The 23,267-nt window shown below is 72.9% G+C and carries 21 protein-coding genes and 1 tRNA gene; 18 read left to right on the top strand and 4 right to left on the bottom strand.

Features of this window, described 5'->3' with window-relative positions; genetic code table 11:
• Nucleotides 1–247 precede the first annotated feature (247 nt).
• Nucleotides 248–3,055, top strand: a complete 2,808-nt coding sequence (locus AB0398_RS21155; protein WP_366377128.1) for a penicillin acylase family protein — start codon at nucleotides 248–250, stop codon at nucleotides 3,053–3,055.
• Here AB0398_RS21155 and AB0398_RS21150 read toward each other — a convergent pair.
• The gene (locus tag AB0398_RS21150) at nucleotides 3,045–3,650 is read right to left on the bottom strand and encodes a 5-formyltetrahydrofolate cyclo-ligase (RefSeq protein ID WP_366377127.1); all 606 of its coding nucleotides are present in this window, start codon (nucleotides 3,648–3,650) and stop codon (nucleotides 3,045–3,047) included. The two genes, AB0398_RS21155 and AB0398_RS21150, sit on opposite strands and share 11 nt — an antisense overlap.
• Before the next feature lie 104 nt (nucleotides 3,651–3,754).
• Between AB0398_RS21150 and galU the strand changes: the two genes are divergently transcribed.
• The 9 genes from galU to AB0398_RS21105 all read left to right on the top strand — a co-directional run bounded on the left by galU (nucleotide 3,755) and on the right by AB0398_RS21105 (nucleotide 10,162).
• Nucleotides 3,755–4,666 carry a UTP--glucose-1-phosphate uridylyltransferase GalU gene (gene galU, locus AB0398_RS21145; protein ID WP_366377126.1) on the top strand — a complete coding sequence of 304 codons (912 nt, stop codon included), beginning with the start codon at nucleotides 3,755–3,757 and terminating at the stop codon, nucleotides 4,664–4,666.
• A 99-nt stretch (nucleotides 4,667–4,765) separates the two neighbouring features.
• Nucleotides 4,766–6,034 carry a gephyrin-like molybdotransferase Glp gene (gene glp, locus AB0398_RS21140; RefSeq protein ID WP_366377245.1) on the top strand — a complete coding sequence of 423 codons (1,269 nt, stop codon included), beginning with the start codon at nucleotides 4,766–4,768 and terminating at the stop codon, nucleotides 6,032–6,034.
• Nucleotides 6,035–6,093: 59 nt separating this feature from the next.
• A complete protein-coding gene (moaC, locus tag AB0398_RS21135; RefSeq protein ID WP_366377125.1) occupies nucleotides 6,094–6,579 on the top strand; it encodes a cyclic pyranopterin monophosphate synthase MoaC in 486 nt (161 codons plus the stop codon).
• 92 nt (nucleotides 6,580–6,671) lie between these two features.
• The gene (locus AB0398_RS21130) at nucleotides 6,672–7,142 is read left to right on the top strand and encodes a MogA/MoaB family molybdenum cofactor biosynthesis protein (protein WP_366377244.1); all 471 of its coding nucleotides are present in this window, start codon (nucleotides 6,672–6,674) and stop codon (nucleotides 7,140–7,142) included.
• Nucleotides 7,139–7,750 carry a GNAT family protein gene (locus tag AB0398_RS21125; protein ID WP_161373234.1) on the top strand — a complete coding sequence of 204 codons (612 nt, stop codon included), beginning with the start codon at nucleotides 7,139–7,141 and terminating at the stop codon, nucleotides 7,748–7,750. Before AB0398_RS21130 ends, AB0398_RS21125 begins: the two co-directional genes overlap by 4 nt.
• Before the next feature lie 137 nt (nucleotides 7,751–7,887).
• Nucleotides 7,888–8,997, top strand: a complete 1,110-nt coding sequence (glpR, locus tag AB0398_RS21120) for a gephyrin-like molybdotransferase receptor GlpR (RefSeq protein ID WP_366377124.1) — start codon at nucleotides 7,888–7,890, stop codon at nucleotides 8,995–8,997.
• Between the two features lie 33 nt (nucleotides 8,998–9,030).
• The gene (locus AB0398_RS21115; protein WP_366377123.1) at nucleotides 9,031–9,522 is read left to right on the top strand and encodes a hypothetical protein; all 492 of its coding nucleotides are present in this window, start codon (nucleotides 9,031–9,033) and stop codon (nucleotides 9,520–9,522) included.
• A gap of 168 nt (nucleotides 9,523–9,690) precedes the next feature.
• Nucleotides 9,691–9,764 (top strand) — tRNA-Ala (locus AB0398_RS21110).
• Nucleotides 9,765–9,946: 182 nt separating this feature from the next.
• Complete coding sequence (locus AB0398_RS21105; RefSeq protein WP_366377122.1) at nucleotides 9,947–10,162, top strand: hypothetical protein; 216 nt, start codon at nucleotides 9,947–9,949, stop codon at nucleotides 10,160–10,162.
• Nucleotides 10,163–10,255: 93 nt separating this feature from the next.
• Here AB0398_RS21105 and AB0398_RS21100 read toward each other — a convergent pair whose 3' ends face one another.
• On the bottom strand, nucleotides 10,256–10,735 hold the full coding sequence (locus AB0398_RS21100) for a GNAT family N-acetyltransferase (RefSeq protein WP_366377121.1): 480 nt from the start codon (nucleotides 10,733–10,735) through the stop codon (nucleotides 10,256–10,258).
• Between the two features lie 50 nt (nucleotides 10,736–10,785).
• Between AB0398_RS21100 and AB0398_RS21095 the strand changes: the two genes are divergently transcribed.
• Nucleotides 10,786–11,589 carry an exodeoxyribonuclease III gene (locus AB0398_RS21095; RefSeq protein WP_366377120.1) on the top strand — a complete coding sequence of 268 codons (804 nt, stop codon included), beginning with the start codon at nucleotides 10,786–10,788 and terminating at the stop codon, nucleotides 11,587–11,589.
• 7 nt (nucleotides 11,590–11,596) lie between these two features.
• Here the strand turns inward: AB0398_RS21095 and AB0398_RS21090 are convergent, their stop codons facing one another.
• Nucleotides 11,597–12,217: a MerR family transcriptional regulator gene (locus AB0398_RS21090; RefSeq protein ID WP_366377243.1), complete on the bottom strand. Its 621-nt coding sequence runs from the start codon at nucleotides 12,215–12,217 to the stop codon at nucleotides 11,597–11,599.
• Between the two features lie 287 nt (nucleotides 12,218–12,504).
• Here AB0398_RS21090 and AB0398_RS21085 point away from each other — a divergent pair, with 287 nt between their 5' ends.
• The 5 genes from AB0398_RS21085 (at nucleotide 12,505) to AB0398_RS21065 (ending at nucleotide 16,787) form a co-directional block, all read left to right on the top strand.
• Nucleotides 12,505–14,031, top strand: coding sequence for an NAD(P)/FAD-dependent oxidoreductase (locus tag AB0398_RS21085; protein ID WP_366377119.1), 1,527 nt, complete (start codon nucleotides 12,505–12,507; stop codon nucleotides 14,029–14,031).
• Nucleotides 14,032–14,039: 8 nt separating this feature from the next.
• Nucleotides 14,040–14,954 carry an alpha/beta hydrolase gene (locus AB0398_RS21080; RefSeq protein WP_366377242.1) on the top strand — a complete coding sequence of 305 codons (915 nt, stop codon included), beginning with the start codon at nucleotides 14,040–14,042 and terminating at the stop codon, nucleotides 14,952–14,954.
• Entirely contained in the window at nucleotides 14,951–15,832 is an 882-nt protein-coding gene (locus AB0398_RS21075; RefSeq protein WP_366377118.1) for an SDR family oxidoreductase, read from the top strand. Before AB0398_RS21080 ends, AB0398_RS21075 begins: the two co-directional genes overlap by 4 nt.
• A 143-nt stretch (nucleotides 15,833–15,975) precedes the next feature.
• Nucleotides 15,976–16,176, top strand: a complete 201-nt coding sequence (locus AB0398_RS21070; RefSeq protein WP_366377117.1) for a hypothetical protein — start codon at nucleotides 15,976–15,978, stop codon at nucleotides 16,174–16,176.
• A 116-nt stretch (nucleotides 16,177–16,292) separates the two neighbouring features.
• Nucleotides 16,293–16,787, top strand: a complete 495-nt coding sequence (locus tag AB0398_RS21065) for a GNAT family N-acetyltransferase (protein WP_366377116.1) — start codon at nucleotides 16,293–16,295, stop codon at nucleotides 16,785–16,787.
• A 6-nt stretch (nucleotides 16,788–16,793) separates the two neighbouring features.
• Here AB0398_RS21065 and AB0398_RS21060 read toward each other — a convergent pair whose 3' ends face one another.
• The gene (locus AB0398_RS21060) at nucleotides 16,794–20,096 is read right to left on the bottom strand and encodes a S41 family peptidase (protein ID WP_366377115.1); all 3,303 of its coding nucleotides are present in this window, start codon (nucleotides 20,094–20,096) and stop codon (nucleotides 16,794–16,796) included.
• A 203-nt stretch (nucleotides 20,097–20,299) separates the two neighbouring features.
• Here AB0398_RS21060 and AB0398_RS21055 point away from each other — a divergent pair, with 203 nt between their 5' ends.
• Both AB0398_RS21055 and AB0398_RS21050 read left to right on the top strand, forming a co-directional pair.
• Entirely contained in the window at nucleotides 20,300–20,872 is a 573-nt protein-coding gene (locus AB0398_RS21055; RefSeq protein WP_366377114.1) for a TetR/AcrR family transcriptional regulator, read from the top strand.
• Between the two features lie 164 nt (nucleotides 20,873–21,036).
• Nucleotides 21,037–23,226 (top strand): MMPL family transporter, encoded by a 2,190-nt coding sequence (locus AB0398_RS21050; protein WP_366377113.1) that lies wholly within the window; start codon nucleotides 21,037–21,039, stop codon nucleotides 23,224–23,226.
• The last annotated feature ends 41 nt before the right edge of the window (nucleotides 23,227–23,267 follow it).

Raw genomic sequence — 23,267 nt, 5'->3', positions numbered from 1 at the left:
AGCAGGAGTTCGTTGAGCTGGTGGACAGTCAGTGGCCGATCCTTCCCCTCATATGCGGCTGGAACGTTCCTCCAGCGGTCGACACTTCGTTACCTTACCTAATCTTTAACGTTTTCTTGACGCCTTCCCGGTGGCTCGTCCGCTCACCAGTACGGTTCTCTTCCTGACACCGCGTCCGAGCCGTCCGGACGCTGCGCCTAAGGTGGCTCCCGTACTCCAGGACCACCCTGCCCCTCGAAGGACAGCGATGCCCTCCAACACGTCCGCGCCCCCCGCCAAGAAGAAAGGGCGGCGTGCCCGCCTGCTCCTCGTCCTCCTGGTCCTCGTGCTGGTCGCGGGCGTCGGGGCCGGCGGGTACTGGGGTGTCAGCACCGTCCGGGCCTCGTTCCCGCAGACCACCGGCGAGATCCGCCTCGACGGGCTCTCGGGCCGGGTGGAGGTGAAGCGGGACGCCCTCGGGGTCCCGCAGATCTACGCCGACAACGAGCAGGACCTCTTCCGCGCGCAGGGCTACGTCCAGGCGCAGGACCGGTTCTACGAGATGGACGTCCGCCGGCACGTGACCGCGGGCCGGCTCTCCGAGATGTTCGGCGAGGGCCAGGTCGAGACCGACTCCTTCCTGCGTACGCTCGGCTGGCGCCGGGTCGCGCAGGAGGAGTACGACAAGGTCCTGTCGGCGGAGACCAAGAAGTACCTCCAGGCGTACGCGGAGGGCGTCAACGCCTACCTGAAGGACCGGAAGCCGGGCGACGTCTCCGTGGAGTACGCGGCCCTGGCCCTCACCAACGACTACGCGATCGAGCCGTGGACCCCGGTCGACTCGGTGGCCTGGCTCAAGGCGATGGCCTGGGACCTGCGCGGCAACATGCAGGACGAGATCGACCGCTCGCTGCTCACCAGCCGGCTGACCCCGGCGCAGATCAAGCAGCTCTACCCGGAGTACCCGTACGCGCTCCACCAGCCGATCGTGGACAAGGGCGCGGTCGACGAGTCCACCGGGAAGTTCGACCCCAAGGGCGAGGGCGACGACGACCTGGGGACGGGCGAGACCCCGGGCAGCAACCCGACCGGTTCCGACGGCTCCACCGGCTCCGGGAGCTCCGACGGCTCTTCCGGCTCCGGCGGCTCGACCGGCTCCGGCGGCTCCTCCGACGGCATGACGTCCCAGCTCGCCGCCCTCTCCGAGGTCCTCGACGGCGTCCCGGCCCTGCTCGGCCCCAACGGCAACGGCATCGGCTCGAACTCCTGGGTCGTCGCCGGGAAGTACACGACCTCCGGCAAGCCGCTGCTCGCCAACGACCCGCACCTCGCGCCGCAGCTCCCGTCCCTCTGGTACCAGATGGGCCTGCACTGCCGCTCGGTCTCGGCGACCTGCCGCTACGACGTCTCGGGCTACACCTTCTCCGGCATGCCCGGTGTGATCATCGGACACAACGACAAGATCGCCTGGGGCCTCACCAACCTGGGCGCCGACGTCACCGACCTCTACCTGGAGAAGATCGGCCCCGACGGCTACCTCGTCGACGGCAAGGTCAGGCCCTTCACCGTCCGCGAGGAGACCATCAAGGTCGCCGGCGCCTCCGACCGGAAGATCACCGTCCGCTCCACCGAGCACGGCCCGCTGGTCTCCGACCGCTCCTCCGAACTGGAGACGGTCGGCCAGAAGGCCCCCGTCGGCAACGCCGCCCCCGACCGCGGCACCGGCTACGGCGTCTCCCTCCAGTGGACCGCCCTCCAGCCCGGCCGGTCGATGGACGCGATCTTCGCCATCGACCGCGCCAAGGACTTCGCCTCCTTCCGGGCCGCCGCCGAGAACTTCGAGGTCCCCTCGCAGAACCTGATCTACGCGGACACCGAGGGCAACATCGGCTACCAGTCCCCGGGCAAGATCCCGCAGCGCGCCAAGGGCGACGGCACCCTGCCCGCGCCCGGCTGGGACTCCTCGTACGCGTGGAAGAAGCAGTACGTCCCCTTCGAGAAGCTGCCCTACGAGTACAACCCGGAGCGCGGCTACATCGTCACCGCCAACCAGGCCGTGATCGACCCGAAGAACTACCCCGACCTGCTCACCAAGGACTGGGGCTACGGCTCGCGCAGCCAGCGGATCAACGACCTGATCGAGTCGAAGACCAAGGACGGCGGGAAGATCTCGCCGGACGACATGCGGACCATGCAGACGGACAACCGCAGCGAGATCGCGACCCTGCTCAACCCGCTCCTGCTCAAGATCGACATCGCCGACCCGCACGTCCGCGAGGCACAGAAGCTGCTGGAGGGCTGGGACTACACCCAGGAGCCCGACTCGGCCGCCGCCGCCTACTTCAACGCGGTCTGGCGCAACGTCCTCAAGCTCGCCTTCGGCGACAAGCTGCCCAAGGAGCTGCGCGCCGAGGGCGACTGCATCAACGTGCGCCCGGCCGACGCCACCGGCCCGGTCGACGAGCAGAACAAGCTCGTCCGCGAGTGCGGCCAGCGCGACGCCGACTCGGCCCAGCCGGACGGCGGCGACCGCTGGTACGAGGTCGTCCGCCCGCTCCTCAAGCAGGAGAAGAACGAGTGGTGGACCACCCCGGGCAACCGCACCGACCAGGCCACCGAGACCCGTGACCAGCTGCTCGCCCGCGCCATGAAGGACGCGCGCTGGGAGCTGACCGCCAAGCTCGGCAAGGACGTCTCCACCTGGAGCTGGGGCCGGCTGCACCAGCTCACGCTGAAGAACCAGACCCTCGGCACCGCCGGACCCGGCGCCGTGCAGCGGCTCCTCAACCGCGGCCCGTGGAACCTGGGCGGCGGCGAGGCGGCCGTCGACGCCACCGGCTGGAACGCGGCCGGCGGCTACGAGGTCATCTGGGTCCCGTCGATGCGGATGGTCGTCAACGTCGGCGACTGGGACAAGTCCCGGTGGGTCAACCTGACCGGCGCCTCCGGCCACGCCTTCCACTCGCACTACACCGACCAGACGGACGCGTGGGCGAAGGGCGAGCTGTACGACTGGGCCCACGGCAAGGCGGCGGTCGACGCGGCGACCAGGGACACGCTGGTCCTCAACCCGTAGGGGCGGCCCGGAAGCGGACGACCGCCTCCGGGGTCACCACCGCGTGCACGGGGTGGTCGTGCGGTTCCTCCGGGACCCGCCCGACCACCTCGTCCGCGTAGAGGAGGACCACCAGGGCCGGGTCCCGGCCGGCCCGTACGATCCGGGCGAGGACCCGGTCGTACGAGCCGCCGCCCCGCCCCAGCCGCATCCCGCGCGCGTCCACCGCGAGGCCCGGCAGCAGCACCGCGTCCGCCCCGCACACGGCCTGCGGACCGAGCCGGGGCCCGACCGGTTCGAGCAGCCCCCGGCCCGCCCGCGCGAGCCGGTCCGGGCCCTCGTACGCGGCCCAGTCCAGGTCGTTGTCGGGGAGCAGCACCGGGAGCAGGACCCGCACCCCGCGCGCGTGGAGCGCGTCGAGCAGCGCGCGCGTGCCCGGCTCGCGGCCCACGGACACGTACGCGGCGACGGTGGAAGCCCCGGCGAGCTCGGCCAGTTCCAGCCCCTGGCGGGCGAAGGATCCGGCCGATTCCACCAGGAATTCCGGAGTCAGCGCGGCGCGGGCCCCCAGAAGTCGACTGCGCAGCACGGTCTTTTCGGACATCTCCGGTGTCATGACGGTCCTCTGTGAATACGCGAAGCTCATGTAACTGCCTTTATGCGGAGGAAGTTAATCGAAGCCACATCTTTCTCTCATTCCGAACCGTTAGGGTGCACCGCATGAATCAGTCGCTCCCCAGGCTCGGCCGGATCAGCAAGGCTGTCATCCCGGCCGCCGGTCTCGGCACCCGCTTCCTCCCGGCGACCAAGGCGACGCCGAAGGAGATGCTGCCGGTCGTCGACAAGCCGGCCATCCAGTACGTCGTCGAGGAGGCCGTCGCGGCCGGCCTCTCCGACGTCCTGATGATCACCGGCCGGAACAAGCGTCCCCTGGAGGACCACTTCGACCGGAACCACGAGCTGGAGGAGGCCCTGAGCCGGAAGGGCGACGCCGAGCGCCTCTCCAAGGTCCAGGAGCCCAGCGACCTCGCCACCATGCACTACGTCCGCCAGGGCGCCCCGCGCGGCCTCGGCCACGCCGTCCTGTGCGCCGCCCCGCACGTCGGCGACCAGCCCTTCGCGGTCCTCCTCGGCGACGACCTGATCGACCCGCGCGACCCGCTGCTCGCGCGGATGGTGGAGGTCCAGGAGCGGGAGGGCGGCAGCGTGATCGCCCTGATGGAGGTCGAGCCCTCGCAGATCCACCTGTACGGCTGCGCGGCGGTCGAGGCCACCGCCGAGGTGGACGTCGTCAAGGTGACGGACCTGGTGGAGAAGCCCGAACCGGGCGAGGCGCCCAGCAACTACGCGATCATCGGCCGCTACGTCCTGGACCCGGCCGTCTTCGGCACCCTGCGGGAGACCGAGCCGGGCCGCGGCGGGGAGATCCAGCTCACCGACGCCCTGCAGAAGCTCGCCTCGGACGAGAAGATCGGCGGACCGGTGCACGGCGTCGTCTTCAAGGGGCGCCGCTATGACACCGGCGACCGGGGGGACTATCTGCGTGCCATTGTCAGACTCGCGTGCGAACGTGAAGATCTGGGACCGGACTTCCGGGCCTGGCTCCGGAGATACGTCAGCGAGGAGATGTAGGCCTTGAGCAGCAGCACGGCACCGTCGCCGTCCCACGACGACCACGACGAGGACCGGGAGAAGGGCGCGCCCGACCCCTGCGCGGGCCCGGCCCGCGACCTGTGGACGGTCGACGAGCACCTGGACGACGTCCTCGCGTCCGTGAGCCCGCTCGAACCCATCGAGCTGCAACTCCTCGACGCGCAGGGCTGCGTCCTCGTCGAGGACGTGACGGTGCCGGCCGCGCTGCCCCCCTTCGACAACAGCTCCATGGACGGCTACGCGGTCCGGGTCGCCGACGTCGCCGGGGCCACCGAGGAGTTCCCCGCCGTCCTCACGGTGATCGGCGACGTCGCGGCCGGCGCGGACGGCCTGCCCGAGGTCGGCCCCGGCCAGGCCGCCCGGATCATGACCGGCGCCCCGCTGCCGCCCGGCGCCGAGGCCGTCGTCCCCGTCGAGTGGACCGACGGCGGTACGGGCGGGGGCGCGGCCACCGGCATGAGCGCCGCGAGCACCGCACCCGAGGGCGCGGCCGGCGAGGTCCGGGTGCACCGCGCCGCCGAGGCCCGCGCCCATGTGCGCGCGGGGGGCAGCGACGTCCGCGCCGGAGAGCTGGCCCTCGCCGCCGGCACGGTCCTCGGGCCGCCGCAGATCGGGCTGCTCGCCGCGATCGGGCGCGGCACGGTCCGGGTGCGGCCCCGCCCCCGGGTCGTCGTCATCTCCACCGGCAGCGAGCTGGTCCAGCCGGGCGAGCCGCTGGGCCCGGGGCAGATCCACGACTCCAACAGCTTCGCGCTGGCCGCCGCCGCGCGGGACGCCGGAGCCCTCGCCTACCGGGTGGGGGCCGTCGCCGACGACGCGGAGTCGCTGCGCTCCGCCATCGAGGACCAGCTCATCCGGGCGGACCTGATCGTGACCACGGGCGGGGTCAGCGTCGGCGCGTACGACGTGGTGAAGGAGGCGCTGACCGGCGACGGCGAGGTCGACTTCCGCAAGCTGGCCATGCAGCCGGGCAAGCCGCAGGGCTTCGGCGCGATCGGCGCCGACCGGATCCCGCTGCTCGCCCTGCCGGGCAACCCGGTCTCCTCGTACGTCTCCTTCGAGCTGTTCGTCCGTCCCGCGATCCGCGCCCTGATGGGGGTGGGGGACCTGCACCGGCCGCGGGTGCGGGCGGTCCTCGACGTGGACGGCCCCCTGCGCTCCCCGGCGGGCCGCCGCCAGTTCCTGCGCGGGGTGTACGACCGGGAGACCGGCGCCGTCACTCCCGTGGGCGGTGCCGGCTCCCATCTGATCGCGGCCCTCGCGCACGCGGACTGCCTGCTCGTGGTCCCGGAGGGGACGGAGAGCGTGGAGCCGGGCGCCGAGCTGGAAGTGGTCCTCCTCGGCTGAGGGGGCCAGGGTGGGGGTACGGTGTCTCGTCCCACCCAGCGACCGGGAGTGTCACGGCCATGAGCACGCAGCAAGGTCTCACCCACATCGACGAGGCGGGGGCGGCCCGCATGGTCGACGTCTCCGCGAAGGACGTCACGGCCCGCACGGCGCGTGCCAGCGGACGGGTCCTCGTCTCGCCGCGCGTGATCGAGCTGCTGCGCGGCGAGGGCGTCCCGAAGGGCGACGCGCTCGCGACCGCCCGGATCGCCGGGATCATGGGCGCGAAGAAGACGCCCGACCTGATCCCGCTCTGCCACCCGCTGGCCGTCTCGGGCGTGACGCTCGACCTGTCGGTCGCGGACGACGCGGTCGAGATCCTGGCGACCGTGAGGACGACGGACCGCACGGGCGTCGAGATGGAGGCCCTGACGGCGGTCTCGGTGGCGGCCCTGACGGTCGTCGACATGGTGAAGGCGGTCGACAAGGGCGCGGTCATCTCCGACGTGCGGGTGGAGGAGAAGACGGGCGGCAAGTCGGGCCGCTGGGCGCGGGGCGAGTCGTGACGCGCGCCGACGGGGTGGCGGGGACGCACGGGCACCCGGAGCCCGCCGGGTCCGCCGCGCCGGGGGAGACCCCGGCGGACGCCTACTCGGCCCTGGTCGTCACCGCCTCCAACCGGGCGGCGGCCGGGGTGTACGAGGACAAGGGCGGCCCGCTGATCGCCGAGGCCCTGACCGCGCTGCGGTTCGCGGTCGAGGGGCCGCAGGTCGTCCCGGACGGCGAGCCCGTCGAGGCGGTGCTGCGGGCGGCCGTGGCGGCCGGGTACGACCTGGTGGTCACCACCGGCGGCACGGGGATCTCGCCCACCGACCTGACCCCCGAGGTGACCCGCCGGGTCCTGGAGCGGGAGATCCCGGGCATCCCGGAGGCCATTCGCGCGTACGGCCGGGAGAAGGTGCCGACGGCGGCGCTCTCCCGGGGCCTCGCCGGGGTCGCGGGCACCACCCTGATCGTGAACCTGCCCGGATCGACGGGCGGGGTGCGGGACGGCCTGGCCGTCCTGGAGCCGCTGCTGCGGCACGCCGTCGACCAGATCCGCGGCGGCGACCATCCGAGACCGTCGTGATCCCGTCCTGGCCCGCGGTCCTCGTCGACGGCGACGTCGTCCTGCGGCCGATAAGGATGCGGGACCACGCGGCCTGGCGCGAGGTGAACCGGCGCAACCGCGAGTGGCTGCGCCCGTGGGAGGCGACGGTCCCGCCGCCGCCGCCGGGCGGCCCGGCCGCCCAGCGCCCGACCTACCGTCAGATGGTGCGCCACCTGCGGTCGGAGGCGAACGCGGGCCGGATGCTGCCGTTCGTGATCGAGTACCAGGGGCGGCTGGTCGGCCAGTTGACGGTGGCCGGGATCACCTGGGGCTCGATGTGCTCCGGGCACGTGGGGTACTGGGTGGACAGCGCGGTGGCCGGGCGCGGGGTGATGCCGACGGCGGTCGCGCTCGCCGTGGACCACTGCTTCCGCACGGTCGGCCTGCACCGCGTCGAGGTGTGCATCCGCCCGGAGAACGGCCCTTCGCGCCGGGTCGTGGAGAAGCTGGGCTTCCGCGAGGAGGGGCTGCGGCCCCGCTACCTCCACATCGACGGGGCGTGGCGGGACCACCTGGTGTTCGCGCTCACGGCGGAAGAGGTGCCGGAAGGGCTGCTGAGGCGCTGGCGCCAGGCAAGAATGAAATAAGTGTTCGAATTTAATCAGTAGTGGGCGGTCAATCGATCTGAACAATCACAAAAAAGTTCAGTGATATCAGCCAGATCGTGCGACACACCGGGCCAATTGGCCTATGCCCTCGTGCGAACCCCTCTACCGTGTGAACCGTGAGCAGCAGCGGCCTCATCTACGCAGTCATCGTCGGGGCCTGGGCCGCCTACTTGGTACCGATGTGGCTCCGCAGGCAGGACGAGCTGAACGAAGCACGTCCGACGGAGCGCTTCAGCACCGCCATCCGGCTGCTTTCCGGACGGGCGGGCATGGAGCGCCGTTACGCCAGGGAGCTGAAGGAGCGGGACCGTACGGCGGAGGACCCGACGCCCGACGTCGACCCGGACGCGGCGACCGAGCATCTCGGCTCGGTCGACGTCCGGGCCTTCTCCGCGCCCGCGGCCAGGACGGAAGCGCGCCTGGAACTCCCGGACCGCGACCGTGACCGCGCGTCGGACCGCGCCCCGGATCACGCGCAGGGCCGTGAACCGGGACGCGACCCGAACCGCGAGTCGCACCGCGAACCGGAACCCGCGTCCGCCCCGCCCCGCCCCGCCCCGGGCGCCGCCGAGCGCGCCCGCCGCGGCAAGGTCCTCGCCCGCCGCCGCCGCACCACGATCCTCCTCTTCCTCGCCTTCACGCTCGGCGCGGTCGTCGCGGCCGTCGGCGGCGTCCCCTTCCTGTGGGCGCCCGCCGCCCCCGCCCTGCTCCTCAGCGCGTACATCGTCCACCTGCGGATCCAGGAGCGGCGCCGCTTCGTGTACGTGATGGACCGGCGCCGCGCCGAAGCGGCGGCGGCCCGGCTGCGCGAGAGCCGCCGCCCCGCCCCGACGCCCGAACCGGAGGCCGACCCGGCGCCCGCGACGGCCCCGGCGGTCTCCCCGCAGGAGGCGGACCGGCGCGCCCTGGTCGAACAGACCGACCACGCCGAGTGGGTGGACCAGCAGCGCGACCGCGGCCCGGCCCGCGGCGACAGCTGGGACCCGGTCCCGGTCCCGCTCCCCACGTACGTCACCGCCCCGGTCGCCCCGCGCGCGTCCGGCGGCGTCGACATCACGGACCCGGAGACCTGGAGCGCGGCCCGCTCCTCCACGGCGGCCGACCCGACCCCCGCCCCGGCCCCCCGCAAGCGCCCCGCCGCCCCCCGCCGCGACCGCGACCACGGCCGCACCCCGCTCTTCGACCAGTACGCGGACGACGACCGCCCCCGGGCCGCCAACGAGTGACCCGGCGGGCGGACGTCTCTCTAGGCTCCGCCCATGGACGGATACGAGAACCCGACGGCACGGGTCGAGAAGGCCTGGAAGGAGTTCGACGACCCGGCCACGCCGTCCCGGAGCGCCTGCCTCGACTCCGTCGACGACCTCCTGGAGGCGGGCCTGCTGACGCGGGAGGACGCCGAGCGGGTGGTCGGACGCATGGCCCGGATCGCCCTGTCGGAGGACGAGGACGGGGCGGTCCTGGAGTCCGCCCTGCACGCCGTCTGCACGGCGGGCACGCGCTACACGCTCCCCCTCCCGCTGGTGGAACCGCTCGCCGCCGCGGCGGACCGCTTCGAGCGCCCGCTCCTCGTCTACGTCCTGTCGGCCCTCGGCTCCACGCACGACAGGGCGGCGATACCGCTCGCCGAACGGTTCCTCGACCATCCCCACCCGGAGATCCGCAGGGAGGCGGAGGACGCGCTGACCGAGATCAGGTGGCAGTACCGGGACGAGCCGATCCGGCGGGAGGAGCGGCGCCGGCCTTCGTAGGCGTCCTCCGGGCAGCCCCACCAGCCGCTCATCGGACCACCGGGCGGGCCCCCGCCGCGTTCGTCATGCGCCGAAGGTGCGCCGGTCCCCGCTACGGCCTCGGCTGACCTGCGGCGGAAGCGATTTTTGTTCTCGTCGGTCGGGGTGCTAATGTTTCACACGTCGCAAGGGCCTGTGGCGCAGTCTGGTAGCGCACCTCGTTCGCATCGAGGGGGTCTGGGGTTCAAATCCCCACAGGTCCACAGACACCGGGAATCCCGTCCGATTGAACAATCGGACGGGATTTCTGCTTTTCCGGGGAGATCGGCCTGCCCGAGAACGCGGGAAACGGCTCCCGCCGACCGGGGGAACGGGCCTCGTATTTCCCGGTCCTCCGGTGAGGCGGCGCGAGGCCGTGCGGCACCCCGGGGCAATAATGCGGAGCGTGACCCACAGTTCGAAGAACCGGTGGAACGAGCTCGCGCTGTTCCTGGTGGTGACGGGTGTCAGCGTCTTCGCTCTGTCTTCTCTGGTGACGTTCCTGATCGGTGACCGGGACGCGGTCGTCAACGGAATCCTCGTCGTCCTTCCCAGCGTCCTCATCGGGCTCGGCACCGCGAGGGCCTACCGCCGCCGCCCGGCGGGCGGGATCGGCAAGTAGGCGGTCCTGTCGGCCCGGTGAAGGGCGGGGGCGATCGACGGAATCGCTCCTGACACGCGGCTCGACGTCCGGTGGGCGCTCCTGGAGTGGCCGTCAGACCAGGGACTTCGCGTAGCAGCGGCTCTCCGGGTGGTCGCGGTAGTGGCCGAACTTCGGGCACGGGGCGTAGCCGCTGGAAGCGTAGAGGGCGATGGCCTCCGGCTGGGCCGTGCCCGTCTCCAGGACCATGCGGACGCGGCCGGCGGCGCGGGCGTCGGCTTCGAGGGCCGCGAGGATGCGGCGGGCCAGACCCAGGCCGCGGGCCTCGGGGATCACGTACATGCGCTTGAGTTCGGCGTCGCCGTCCGCGTAGCCGTGGTCGTTCGCGTCCTGCGTGCGCCAGCCGCCGGTGGCGAGGGGGTGGCCCTCCGGGTGGTACGCGAGCAGGTAGAGGCCGCGGGGCGGGACGAACATCCCGGCGTCCAGCGGTGTGACGTCGCCCTCGTCGCCGTAGCGGACGGCGTACTCCGCCTGGACCGCGTCGTCGAGCTTGACGGCATCGGGGTGGTCATAGGGGGTGGGACGGATGTTCATGCGTTTCATCGTACGTGTGTGCGGGTCGTGGGTGTCGGTATTCTCCCGGGATGCTCACTGTCACGACAGCTAACGTCAACGGTCTCCGCGCCGCCGCCAGGAAGGGCTTCGTCGAGTGGCTGGCGGGCACCTCCGCCGACGTCCTCTGCCTCCAGGAGGTGCGCGCCGAGGAGGCCCAGCTGCCCCCGGAGGTGCGGGCGCCCGAGGGCTGGTTCGCCGTGCACGCCCCCGCCACCGCCAAGGGCCGGGCGGGCGTCTCCCTCTACACCCGGCGCGAGCCGGACGCGGTCCGGGTCGGCTTCGGGTGCCTGGAGTTCGCCGACAGCGGCCGGTACGTCGAGGCCGACCTGCCCGGCGTGACCGTCGCCAGCCTCTACCTGCCCTCCGGCGAGGTCGGCACCGAGCGGCAGGACGAGAAGTACCGCTTCATGGGCGAGTTCCTGCCGTACCTGAAGGACCTCCGCGCCCGCGCCGCCGCCGACGGGCGCGAGGTGGTCGTCTGCGGCGACTGGAACATCGCCCACCGCGAGGCCGACCTCAAGAACTGGAAGGCCAACCAGAAGAAGGCCGGCTTCCTGCCCGACGAGCGGGAGTGGCTGACCCGGGTCCTCGACGAGGGCGACGGCGGGTACGTGGACGTCGTCCGGGAGCTCCACCCCGACCAGGAGGGGCCCTACTCCTGGTGGTCCTACCGCGGACGCGCCTTCGACAACGACAGCGGCTGGCGCATCGACTACCAGATCGCCACGCCCGGCCTCGCCGCCAGGGCCGTGAAGGCGTACGTCGAGCGGGCCGCCACCCACGACGAGCGGTGGAGCGACCACGCGCCCGTCACCGCCGTCTACGACCTGTAGGGGCGTCTCAGGGGCCGTCGCGCAGGCGGCGGTCCAGGGCCATCGACAGCTCCGCCTCCACCACGCTCTTCGCGAGCGGGCGCAGCCGCCACAGGTCCTGCTCGGCCGCGTGGGCGCGGAGCAGCTCGGTGAAGAGGTCCGCGAGCGCCTCGGCGTGCTCGCGGACCCTCGCCCCCGCCTTGAGGACCTCCGCGAGCGGCACGCCCTCGCGGACGAGCGCGGCGGAGACGTCGAGCAGCCGGCGGCTGATGTGGACGATCTCCTCGCCGTCGGTGACGAGGTAGCCGAGGTCGAGGGCGGCGGCCAGGTTCTCGGGTGTGACCTCGCCCGCGAAGTGGTCGGCCAGCTCCCCGGGGGTGAGCCGGACCGGCTCCTCCTCGCTGGGGACGTCGATGGCGAGGACCTCGCGGACGTTCCGGCCGCTCTCGAAGGCGGTGGTGAGGTCGGCGATGCCGTTGAGGGTGTGGCCGCGCTCCAGGAGGGCGGCGATGGTCCGCAGCCGGGCCAGGTGCTGCTCGTCGTACCAGGCGATCCGGCCCTCGCGGCGGGGCGGCGGGATCAGTCCGCGCTCGCGGTAGAAGCGCAGGGTGCGCACGGTGATGCCGGCGGCGGCCGCCAGCTCCTCCATGCGGTACTCGCGCACGCCCCCCTCGGCCGCCGCGCCCGTCGCGCCGCCCGCCGCCGGGCCCGCGCCCGCCGGTGCGCCCGCGCCCGTGTCCGCCGGGTCGCCGCCCGCGCCCGGTCCCTCGTGTCCGCCCGTCCCGGGACTCGATCCTTCTGCCACGCCCGCCAGCCTATGTTGTACCGCCGGTAACTTTCCCTCGTCGTACCCCTACCGCTCGGTAGGGAGCTGCTCTACAGTCCCCACCATGCCAGTGATTGCTGGCGGAATCAGCCGGGCGCACGGGAGGCGGCATGGCGAAGCACGAGCACGTACGGGTGGCGGTGATCGGATCGGGATTCGGCGGCCTCGGGGCCGCCGTCCGGCTGCGCCGCGAGGGCATCACCGACTTCGTGGTCCTGGAGCGGGCCGACTCCGTGGGCGGCACCTGGCGCGACAACAGCTACCCCGGCTGCGCCTGCGACGTCCCCTCCCACCTGTACTCCTTCTCCTTCGCGCCCAACCCGGACTGGCCCCGCACCTTCTCCGGGCAGCGGCACATCCGCGCGTACCTGGAGCACGTCACCGACACCTTCGGGATCCGGCCGCACCTGCGCCTGAACCACGAGGTGCTGCGGATGGAGTGGGACGCCGACGCGCTGCGCTGGGAGATCGAGACCTCCGCCGGCTCCTTCAGCGCCGAGGTCGTCGTCTCCGCCACCGGCCCGCTCTCCGACCCCAAGGTGCCGGACGTTCCGGGGCTCGCCGACTTCCCCGGCAAGGTCTTCCACTCGGCCCGCTGGGACCACGACTACGACCTCACCGGCAAGCGTGTCGCCATGATCGGCACCGGCGCCTCCGCCATCCAGATCGTGCCCGCGATCCAGCCGCAGGTCCGGAAGCTCACGCTCTTCCAGCGCACGCCCCCGTGGGTCATGCCCCGCATGGACCGGAACATCACGGGCGTCGAGCGCCGGCTGCACCGCGCCCTGCCCGCCACCGCCACCCTGCGCCGCGGCCTGCTCTGGGGCATCCGCGAGCTCCAGGTCGGCGCCTTCACCAAGCACCCCGGCGAGCTGGGCCTCGTCGAGAAGCTCGCCAAGGCCAACATCGCCAGGGCGGTCAAGGACCCGGTGCTGCGGGCCAAGCTGACCCCCTCGTACCGCATCGGCTGCAAGCGGATCCTGCTGTCGAACACGTACTACCCGGCGGTCGCGCGGCCCAACGTCGACGTCGTCGCCTCCGGTCTGCGCGAGGTCCGCGGCTCGACCCTGGTCGGCGCCGACGGCAGCGAGACCGAGGTCGACGCGATCGTCTTCGGCACCGGCTTCCACGTCACCGACATGCCGATCGCCTCGCGCGTCTTCGGGGCCGACGGGCACTCGCTCGCCGACGCCTGGAAGGACGGCATGGAGTCGCTGCGCGGCGCCACCGCCGCCGGCTTCCCCAACTGGATGACGATCATCGGCCCCAACACCGGCCTCGGGAACTCCTCGATGATCCTGATGATCGAGTCCCAGCTGAACTACCTGGCCGACTACCTGCGCCAGCTCAACGTCCTCGGCGGGCGCGCCGCCCTCGCCGCCCGGCCCTCCGCCGTCCACTCCTGGAACCGCAAGGTGCAGGCCCGGATGGAGCGGACCGTCTGGAAGTCCGGCGGCTGCGAGAGCTGGTACCTCGACGCCAACGGCCGCAACACCACCCTCTGGCCGGGCACCACCGGCGAGTTCCGGCGCGAGACCCGGCAGGTCGACCTCTCCGAGTACGAGGTGATCCGCGCGCCCAGGACCGCCCCGGCCGCCAAGAACCGTCCGTCCCGCACGAAGGAGGCCGCCCAGTGAGCCGGCACCTGACCCCGCTCCCCGGAGCCCGCGAACTCACCGTCACCTCCACCGACGGCTCCCGCATCCACGTCGAGGTGTACGGCCCCGAGGGCGCCCCCGCCGTCGTCCTGGCCCACGGCTGGACCTGCTCCATCGCCTTCTGGGCCGAGCAGATACGGGCGCTCGCCGCCGACCACCGGGTCATCGCCTACGACCAGCGCGGCCACGGGCGTTCGCCCGACCCCGGCCCCGGCGGCTACTCGACCACCGCGCTCGCCGACGACCTGGAGGCGGTGCTCTCCGCCACCCTCGCCACCGGCGAGCGGGCCGTTCTCGCCGGGCACTCCATGGGCGGCATGACGATCATGGCCGCCGCCGAGCGCCACGGACTGCGCGACCACGCCGCCGCCGTCCTGCTCTGCTCCACCGGCCCCTCGCGGCTGACCGCCGAGGCCACCGTCGTACCGCTGCGGCCCGGCGGCCTGCGCACCCGGCTCACCGCGGCCGTCCTCGGCTCCAAGGCGCCGCTCGGACCGGTCAACGCCGTCTCGAAGAAGGTCCTCAAGTACGCGACCATGGGCCCCGGTTCGGCGCCGGAGAAGGTCGACGCCTGCGCCCGGATCGTGCACGCCTGCCCGCGCGGCCCGCGCCACGGCTGGTCGCAGGTCCTCGCCGGGCTCGACCTCGAACGGGACGTCCGGGCGCTGCGGCTGCCGGTCGCCGTGCTCGTCGGCACCGCCGACCGGCTCACCCCGGCCGCCCACTCCCGCGCCCTCGCGGAGGCGCTGCCGCACTGCACGGGCTTCGTCGAGCTGCCCGGCATGGGCCACATGACCCCGGTGGAGGCCCCGGAGGCCGTCACCGCGCAGATCCGCGAACTGACCCTCACGTACCTGGGCGTGAAGGACACCGCCACCGTGAACGCCAAGGAGGACGCATGAGCAGGGTGAGTCTCGAAGGACAGGTCGCGGTCGTCACCGGAGGGGCCCGCGGCGTCGGCGAACTCCTCGCCCGCAAGCTCTCCGCGCGCGGCGCGAAGATCGCGCTCGTCGGCCTGGAGCCGGAGCAGCTCAAGGAGGTCGCGGGCCGGCTCCACACGGAGGCCGACTGGTGGCACGCCGACGTCACCGACCACGAGGCGATGGCCCGGGTCGCGACCGAGGTGAAGGAGCGGTTCGGGAAGGTCGACATCGTCGTCGCCAACGCCGGCGTCGCGTCGGGCGGCCCGTTCGTCGACTCCGACCCGGCCGCCTGGCGGCGGGTCATCGAGGTCAACCTGATCGGCGGCGCCGTGACCGGCCGGGCGTTCCTGCCCGTCCTCATGGAGTCCCGCGGGTACTTCCTCCAGATCGCCTCGCTCGCCGCGATCACCCCGGCCCCGATGATGACGGCGTACTGCGCCTCCAAGTCGGGCGTGGAGGCCTTCGCGCACAGCCTGCGCGCCGAGGTGGCGTACAAGGGCGTGAAGGTCGGCGTCGGCTACCTCTCCTGGACCGACACGGACATGGTGCGGGGCGCCGACGAGGACGACGTCATGCGGGAGCTGCGCCAGCGGCTGCCCTGGCCGTCCAACCGCACGTACCCCCTCGGCCCGGCCGTCGACCGGATCGTCGAGGGCATCGAGCGGCGCTCGCCGCACGTCTACGCCCAGTGGTGGCTGCGCGGGATGCAGTCGATCCGCGGCTACCTGCCCGGCGTGATCGCGACCGTGGGGCAGCGCGAGATGAGGCGCTTCGAGCCGCGCCTCAACACGGTCTCCAAGGGCCTCGTGGGCGCGGGCGGCGCGGCCGACGAGCAGGAGCGGACGGAACGGGTCTGACCCCCGGCCCCCGCGCCCGACCTCCGTCCTTCACGGTCCGTAACTGATCGAAATGCGCGGAATGTTCGCTCGTGCGAGGCTGATCGAGGCCGGGGACACCACGTCCCCGACCTCCCCCACACCTCTCACAGGAGTGAACTTCCATGGGCGTGCAGGACCAGTTCAAGGACAAGGCCGAACAGCTCAAGAACCAGGCCAAGGAGGCCATGGGCAAGGCGAAGGACGAGGCGTCCGAGCGCGCCTCCCAGGGCCGCGACCGCTCCCAGGACGCGCAGGACCGCGCCCAGCAGGAGGTCCAGGACCGCCGGCCCCAGGACCGCCGACCCCAGGGCCGCCAGGCCTGACGTCCGCCGGTTCGCACCGGAGGCGCACCCGGGAGACCGGGTGCGCCTCCGCGCGTTTCCGGCCACCGCCCACAACTCCCGCGCGCCCGCCGCCGGATCTCCGTACGGTGGCGCCCATGGCCGTACTCGAACGTCTGCGCTCCGACCACGCCCCCGCCCTGCTCGTGTTCGAGCGGGAGAACCGGGGCTACTTCGCCGCGTCCGTGCCCGATCGGGGCGACGCTTACTTCAGCGGGTTCGAGGAGCGGCACCGGGCGCTGCTCGACGAGCAGGAGACCGGGGCGGTCCACTTCCACGTGCTCGTGGGGGAGGGCGGGGAGGTCCTCGGGCGGTTCAACCTGGTCGACGTCGCCGACGGGGGCGCCGAGCTGGGCTACCGGGTCGCCGAGCGGGCCGCCGGGCGCGGGGTCGCGACGGCCGGGGTCCGGGAGGTGTGCCGGCTGGCCCGCGAGGAGTACGGGCTGAGCCGGCTGACCGCCGTCACGACCCTCGACAACCCGGGATCGAGGGCCGTGCTCGGGCGGGTCGGCTTCGGCGCGGTCGGGAGCGTGGTGCTGGACGGCCGCCCGGGCACGTCGTACGAACTCGACCTGGCGTACGGGGTGGGGTGAGGGAACTCAGCCCTCCGGCCTCGGCGGCAGCTTCGGGCGGGAGCGGTCCGGGAGTTCCTCGTACGCCGGGGGGCTCGCCGCCGGGGTCTCCTCCAGGAGCGCGAGGGCGACGTGGACGGCGTCGTCGAGCTGGGCGTGGCGGCCCTCCGCCCAGTCCAGCGGGGTGCGCAGGACCGCGAGGTCGGGCTCGACGCCGTGGTTCTCCAGGGACCAGCCGTACTCGGGGAACCAGGCCGCGTTCATCGGCACCGTGATCTGCGTGCCGTCCCCGAGCCGGTGGCGGCCGGTCATGCCGACGACCCCGCCCCAGGTGCGCTGGCCGACGACCGGGCCGAGGCCCAGGAGCTTGAAGGCGGCGGTGATCATGTCGCCGTCGGAGGAGGTGGCCTCGTCGGCGAGGGCGACGACGGGGCCGCGCGGCGCGTTGGAGGCGTAGCTGACGGGCTGGGCGTTGCGCGTCAGGTCCCAGCCGAGGATCCGGCGGGTCAGCTTCTCGATGACCAGCTCGCTGATGTTGCCGCCCGCGTTGCCGCGCACGTCCACGATCAGGGCCGGCCGGGAGACCTCCATGCGCAGGTCGCGGTTGAACTGCGCCCAGCCGGAGCCGCCCATGTCGGGGATGTGGAGGTAGCCGCAGCGCCCGCCGCTGAGTTCGCGGACCACGGTCCGGCGCTTGGCGACCCAGTCCTGGTAGCGCAGCGGACGCTCGTCGACGAGCGGGACGACGGCGACGCGGCGGGCCCGCCCCTCGCCCTCGGCGGGGGTGAAGGTCAGCTCGACGGTGGTGCCGCCGGTGCCGGAGAGCAGCGGGTACGGCCCGGCGACCGGGTCCACCGGCCGCCCGTCGACGTGGGTGAGGACGGCGCCCTCGCGGATGCCCGTACCGGCGAGCGGGGAGCGGGCCTTGGAGTCGGAGGACTCGCCGGGCAGGATCCGCTTCACCGTCCATCCGGCCTCCCGGAGCACGAGGTTGGCGCCGAGCAGGCCCATGGGCCGCTGGTAGTGCGGCGGGCCCTCGTTGCGGCGGGCCGGGGTGACGTACGCGTGCGAGGTGCCCAGCTCGCCCATCACCTCGCGCAGCAGGTCGGCGAACTCGTCGGGGGAGGAGACCCGTTCGACCAGCGGCCGGTACTGGTCGAGGACCGCCGTCCAGTCCACCCCGCCCATGCCGGGCTCCCAGAAGTAGGCGCGGACGATCCGTCCGGCCTCGTCGAAGGCCTGCCGCCACTCGGCGCCCGGGTCGACCTCGTGCAGGATGCGCCGCAGGTCCAGGTAGACGGTCGAGTCGCCGTCCCCGGCCTCGGTCGCGGGCACCGCCCGCAGCTCGCCCTCGTCCGCGACGACGAGCCGGGTGCCGTCGCCGCTGACCGCGAACCAGTCCAGGTCGGAGGCGAGTTCGCTCTTGCGGGCCTTGGTGATGGAGAAGTGCTCCAGGGTGGGGCGGCCCGAGGTGTCGGCCGGGTTGGCGAAGGTCTCGCCGAGCGCGCCCGAGATGGGCCAGCGCAGCCAGACCAGGCCGCCGCCGCTGACCGGGTGCAGCCCGGAGTACTTGGAGGCGGCCACCGGGAACGGCGTGACCCGCTCGGCGAGCCCTTCGATCTCCACCGTCACCGTGCCCTCCGCCGGCGCCGTGTCGTCGTCGGCCGGGTCCAGGCCGCCGGCCGCCGGGCGTCCGTCCGGGAGCAGCGCGAAGGGGGACGGGGTCGCGGAGGAGAGCGGTACGAGGTAGGGGCGGCAGCCCAGCGGGAACGACAGGTCGCCGGTGTGCACGTCGTACACCGGGTCGAAGCCGCGCCAGGAGAGGAAGGCGAGGTAGCGCCCGTCCCGGGTGAAGACCGGGTTCTCGTCCTCGAAGCGCCCGTTGGTGACGTCCACGACCGTGCGGGCGCCCGGGCCCGAGATCCGGGCCATCTTGATGGAGCGCAGGGAGCGGCCGATGCCGGGGTGGGACCAGGTCAGCCAGTCGCCGTCGGGGGAGAAGGCGAGGTCGCGGACAGGCCCGTTGACCGACCTGATCAGCTCGCTGACCTCGCCGTTGGACTCCTCGCTCGCGTCCAGGAGCAGGAGCCGGCCGTCGTGGGAGGCGAGGGCGAGCCGCTCGCCGTCCGGGTCGGAGACCAGCTCCTCGACCCGCCCGAGGTCCCCGGAGGCGAGCCGGCGCGGCGGACGGTCGCCGCTGGCGCGCGGCAGGTGGGCGACCTCGACGGCGTCCTCGCCGTCGGCGTCGGTGACGTACGCGACCTGGCCGCCGCTGCCGAGCATCTCGGGCAGCCGGACCCGGACGCCGGGGGAGTCGATGATCGTGCGGGCCGGGCCGTCGCGGTGCGTCAGCCAGTACAGGCTGCCCCGGACGGAGACGGCGCTGGCCCGGCCGGTCTCGTCGACGGAGAGGGAGTCGATGTGGCGGGCGGCGGGCACCTGGTAGCTCCGCCGTCCCACGCGCTGCCCGCCGAGCCGCACTTCGAGGCGGCGGGGCCGGGAGTCGGGGGTGAGGGCGTCCACGGTCCACAGCTCGCCCGCGCACTGGTAGACGACCCGCCGCCCGTCGCTGGAGGCGTGCCGGGCGTAGAACTCGGCGTGGTCGGTGTGGCGGCGCAGGTCGGTGCCGTCGGGCCGGCAGGAGTACAGGTTGCCGACGCCCTCGTGGTCGGAGAGGAACGCGATCCGGCCCCCCACGGCCATCGGGCAGTCCAGGTGCCCGCCGATGTCCGGCAGCAGCCGCCTGCCGTGCAGCCAGAGGCGGCCGGTGGCGCCGCCCAGGTACCGCTTCCAGGCGGCGGGCTCGTGCGGCGGCTTGCCCGTCAGCAGCAGCGTGCACCGCTCGCCGTCGTGGCCGGGGGCGGTGGTGTCGTCGGTGACCGTGATGTCGGAGACCGGGCCCCAGGGCAGCCGGCGGCCGGGGGTGCCGTCGGTGGGCACGGTGTAGGCCCACGAGTAGTACGAGAAGGGCTGCCCGTGCGAGGAGACGGCGAGGATCTCGGAGCGGCCGTCCTTGTCGGGGGGCGTCCAGCCGCAGACCCGGGTGTCGGTCGAGCCCCAGTGGGTGAGCCGCCGGGCGGCCCCGCCGTCGACCGGGACGAGGTGGATCTCGGGGTCGAGGCTGCGCCAGTTCGTGTACGCGATGTGGCGCCCGTCCGGCGAGAAGCGCGGGTGCCCGACCCGGGTGCGGTCGACGGTGAGGCGCCAGGCCCGCTCCGGTCGCCGCCCCTCGGGCGCGAGCGGGGCGATCCAGAGGTCGTCCTCGGCGGCGAAGCACAGCAGGTCGTCGTGGAGGTGCGGAAAGCGGAGATACGCGACGTCGTCACTCACCTCCCCATGCTTTCCGGGCGGAGGGGGCGTGGCAACTCGTACGTGTTTGCGGGCGGGTACGCGGGAGGGGGCCCGGATGTGGCCCAGGACACGTACGAAACGGTTTCGTTTCGCTGGGGGCGGGGGTACCTTTGTACTGTACGAAACCGTTTCGTTCGCCCTTCCCCGGTCCGCGGAAGGGTCGCTGAAGCAGGAGACCCGGCATGGCGCGCAGCAGACTCACTCCCGAGCGGGAGTCCGAGCTGTACGCGGCCGTGCTCGACCTCCTCCGCGAGGTCGGCTACGACGCCCTCACCATGGACGCCGTCGCCGCCCGCACCCACTCCAGCAAGGCCACCCTCTACCGCCAGTGGGGGAGCAAGCCCGAGCTGGTCGCCCGGGCGCTGCGCGCCAACAAGCCGGCCGACCTCTCCGAGATCGACACCGGCTCCCTGCGCGGCGACTTCCGGGTCATGCTCGAACGGACCGACGACTGCCAGATGGAGAAGGACTCCGCGCTGATGCGGGGCCTGGCCCATGCCGTCCACGACAACCCCGACCTGCACCGGGCGCTGCGCGAGCTCCTCATCGAACCCGAGATGAACGGTTTCGAGGAAGTGCTGCGCCGGGCGGTCCGCAGGGGCGAGGTCGACGCCGGCAACCCGGCGCTGAAGCTCGTCCCGCACATGCTGATCGGAGCGTTCGTCGCCCGCCCGCTGATCGAGGATCAGCCGGTCGACCACGCGTTCCTCAGCGCCTACGTCGACGCCGTGGTGCTCCCCTCACTCGGCGTCTGAGCCCCACGGGACCTCTCCGGAGGCCCCGGCCCCACGGGACCTCCCCGGAGGCCCCCGGCACCACTCGCACCACCCGCACCGCCCTCTCCACCTGACGTCGCGCCGCTCACGCCGTCGGGCCGGCTCCCCATGCCCCTGTCCCTCAACACCGGGAGTACGCCCCCGTGGCCACGTTCCTGTACAAACTGGGTCGTTCCGCCTTCCGGCGCCGACGGCTCGTCGCCCTCCTCTGGGTGGCGCTCCTCGCGCTCGCCGGCGTCGGCGCCGCGACCGCGCCCGCCGCCACCTCCAGCTCCTTCTCGATCCCCGGCACCGAGGCCCAGCGCGCCTTCGACCTGCTCGAAGAGCGGTTCCCGGGCGCCGGGGCCGACGGAGCCACCGCCCGCGTCGTCTTCAAGGCCCCCGAGGGCCAGAAGGTGACCGACCCGGCGCACAAGGCCGTCGTCGAGGAGACCGTCGCCGCGCTGAAGTCGGGCTCGGACCAGATCGTCTCGGTCGCCGACCCGTACACAGCCCAGGCCGTCTCCCAGGACGCCTCCACCGCCTACGTCTCCGTCGCGTACAAGGTCAACGCCATGGAGCTGACCGACGCGACGCGCGAGGCCCTCAAGGAGGCCGGGCACCAGGCGCAGGGCAAGGGCCTGACGGTCGAGGTCGGCGGCGACGCCCTCCAGACCATGCCCGAGACCGGCGCGGGCGAGATCGTCGGCGTGGTCATCGCCGGCATCGTGCTCGTCGTCACCTTCGGCTCGCTCGTCGCCGCCGGACTCCCGCTGCTCACCGCGATCATCGGCGTCGGCATCGGCGTCTCCTCGATCACGGCGCTCGCGAACGTCCTCGACCTCGGCTCCACCACCTCCACCCTCGCGATGATGATCGGCCTCGCGGTCGGCATCGACTACGCCCTCTTCATCGTCTCCCGCTACCGCGCGGAGCTGGCCGAGGGCCGCGACAAGGAGGAGGCCGCGGGCCGCGCGACCGGCACCGCCGGCTCCGCCGTCGTCTTCGCCGGACTCACCGTCGTCATCGCCCTCGTCGGCCTGGCCGTCGTCAACATCCCGATGCTGACGAAGATGGGCTTCGCCGCCGCAGGCACGGTCGTCATCGCCGTCCTCATCGCGCTCACCCTCATCCCGGCCCTGCTCGGCTTCGCCGGCGACAAGGTCGTGGGCCGCAAGCAGCGCAAGGGCGCGGCGTCCGTCGCGGGTGAGGACGGCAAGTCCGGCAAGGAGGAGAAGCCGAACGGCGGCACCCGCTGGGCCCGCTTCGTCATCCGCCGCCCCGTGCTCGTGCTCCTCGTCGGCGTCCTCGGCCTCGGCGCGATCGCGGTGCCCGCCGCCTCCCTGGAGATGGGCCTGCCGGACGACGGCGTGAAGCCGGTCTCCACCACCGAGCGCCGGGCGTACGACATGCTGTCCGACGGCTTCGGCCCCGGCTTCAACGGCCCGCTGCTCGTCGTCGTCGACGGCGACAAGTCCGCCGCCGACGAGACGGTCTCCGCGATCAAGAAGCTCGAAGGCTGGGCCGCCGTCACCCCGGCGACCCCGAACAAGGCCGGCGACGCCGCGATGATCACGGTGGTCCCGAAGGACCGCCCGTCCTCCGCCGCCACCGAGAACCTGGTCCACGACATCCGCGACGCCACCGGCGACGACGTCCTCGTCACCGGCGCCACCGCGATGAACATCGACTTCTCGCAGAAGATGAACGACGCCCTGGTGCCCTACCTGGCCCTCGTCGTCGGCCTCGCCTTCCTCCTCCTGACCCTGGTCTTCCGCTCGGTCCTCGTCCCCCTGAAGGCGGCCCTCGGCTTCCTGCTCTCGGTGGTCGCGGCCCTCGGCGCGGTCGTCGCGGTCTTCCAGTGGGGCTGGCTCGGAAGCCTCTTCGGGGTCGAGCAGACCGGCCCGATCATGTCGATGATGCCGATCTTCATGGTGGGCGTCGTCTTCGGCCTCGCGATGGACTACGAGGTCTTCCTCGTCACCCGGATGCGGGAGGCGTACGTGCACGGCGAGCGTCCCGGCGAGGCGATCGTGACCGGCTTCCGGCACAGCGCCCGGGTGGTCACCGCCGCCGCGGTGATCATGATCGCGGTCTTCTCCGGCTTCATCGGGATGACCGACCAGATGATCAAGATGATCGGCTTCGGCCTGGCCGTCGCGGTCCTCTTCGACGCCTTCGTGGTCCGCATGGCGATCGTCCCGGCCGTCCTCGCGCTGCTCGGCCACAAGGCCTGGTGGCTGCCGAAGTGGCTGGACCGGGCCCTGCCGAACGTGGACGTGGAGGGCGAGGGACTCGCCGCGCACGTCGGCGGAACCGGCTCGGAGGAGAAGCCGGACCTCGTGAAGGTCTGAGTCCGGCCTCGTGAAGGGCGTGCGGGCCGGGATCCGGTCCG

The sequence above is a fragment of the Streptomyces sp. NPDC086147 genome (assembly GCF_040702165.1).
Classification (GTDB): domain Bacteria; phylum Actinomycetota; class Actinomycetes; order Streptomycetales; family Streptomycetaceae; genus Streptomyces.
Note: the sequence above shows the minus strand (reverse complement) of the source record. Positions and strands in the feature narration are given on the sequence as shown.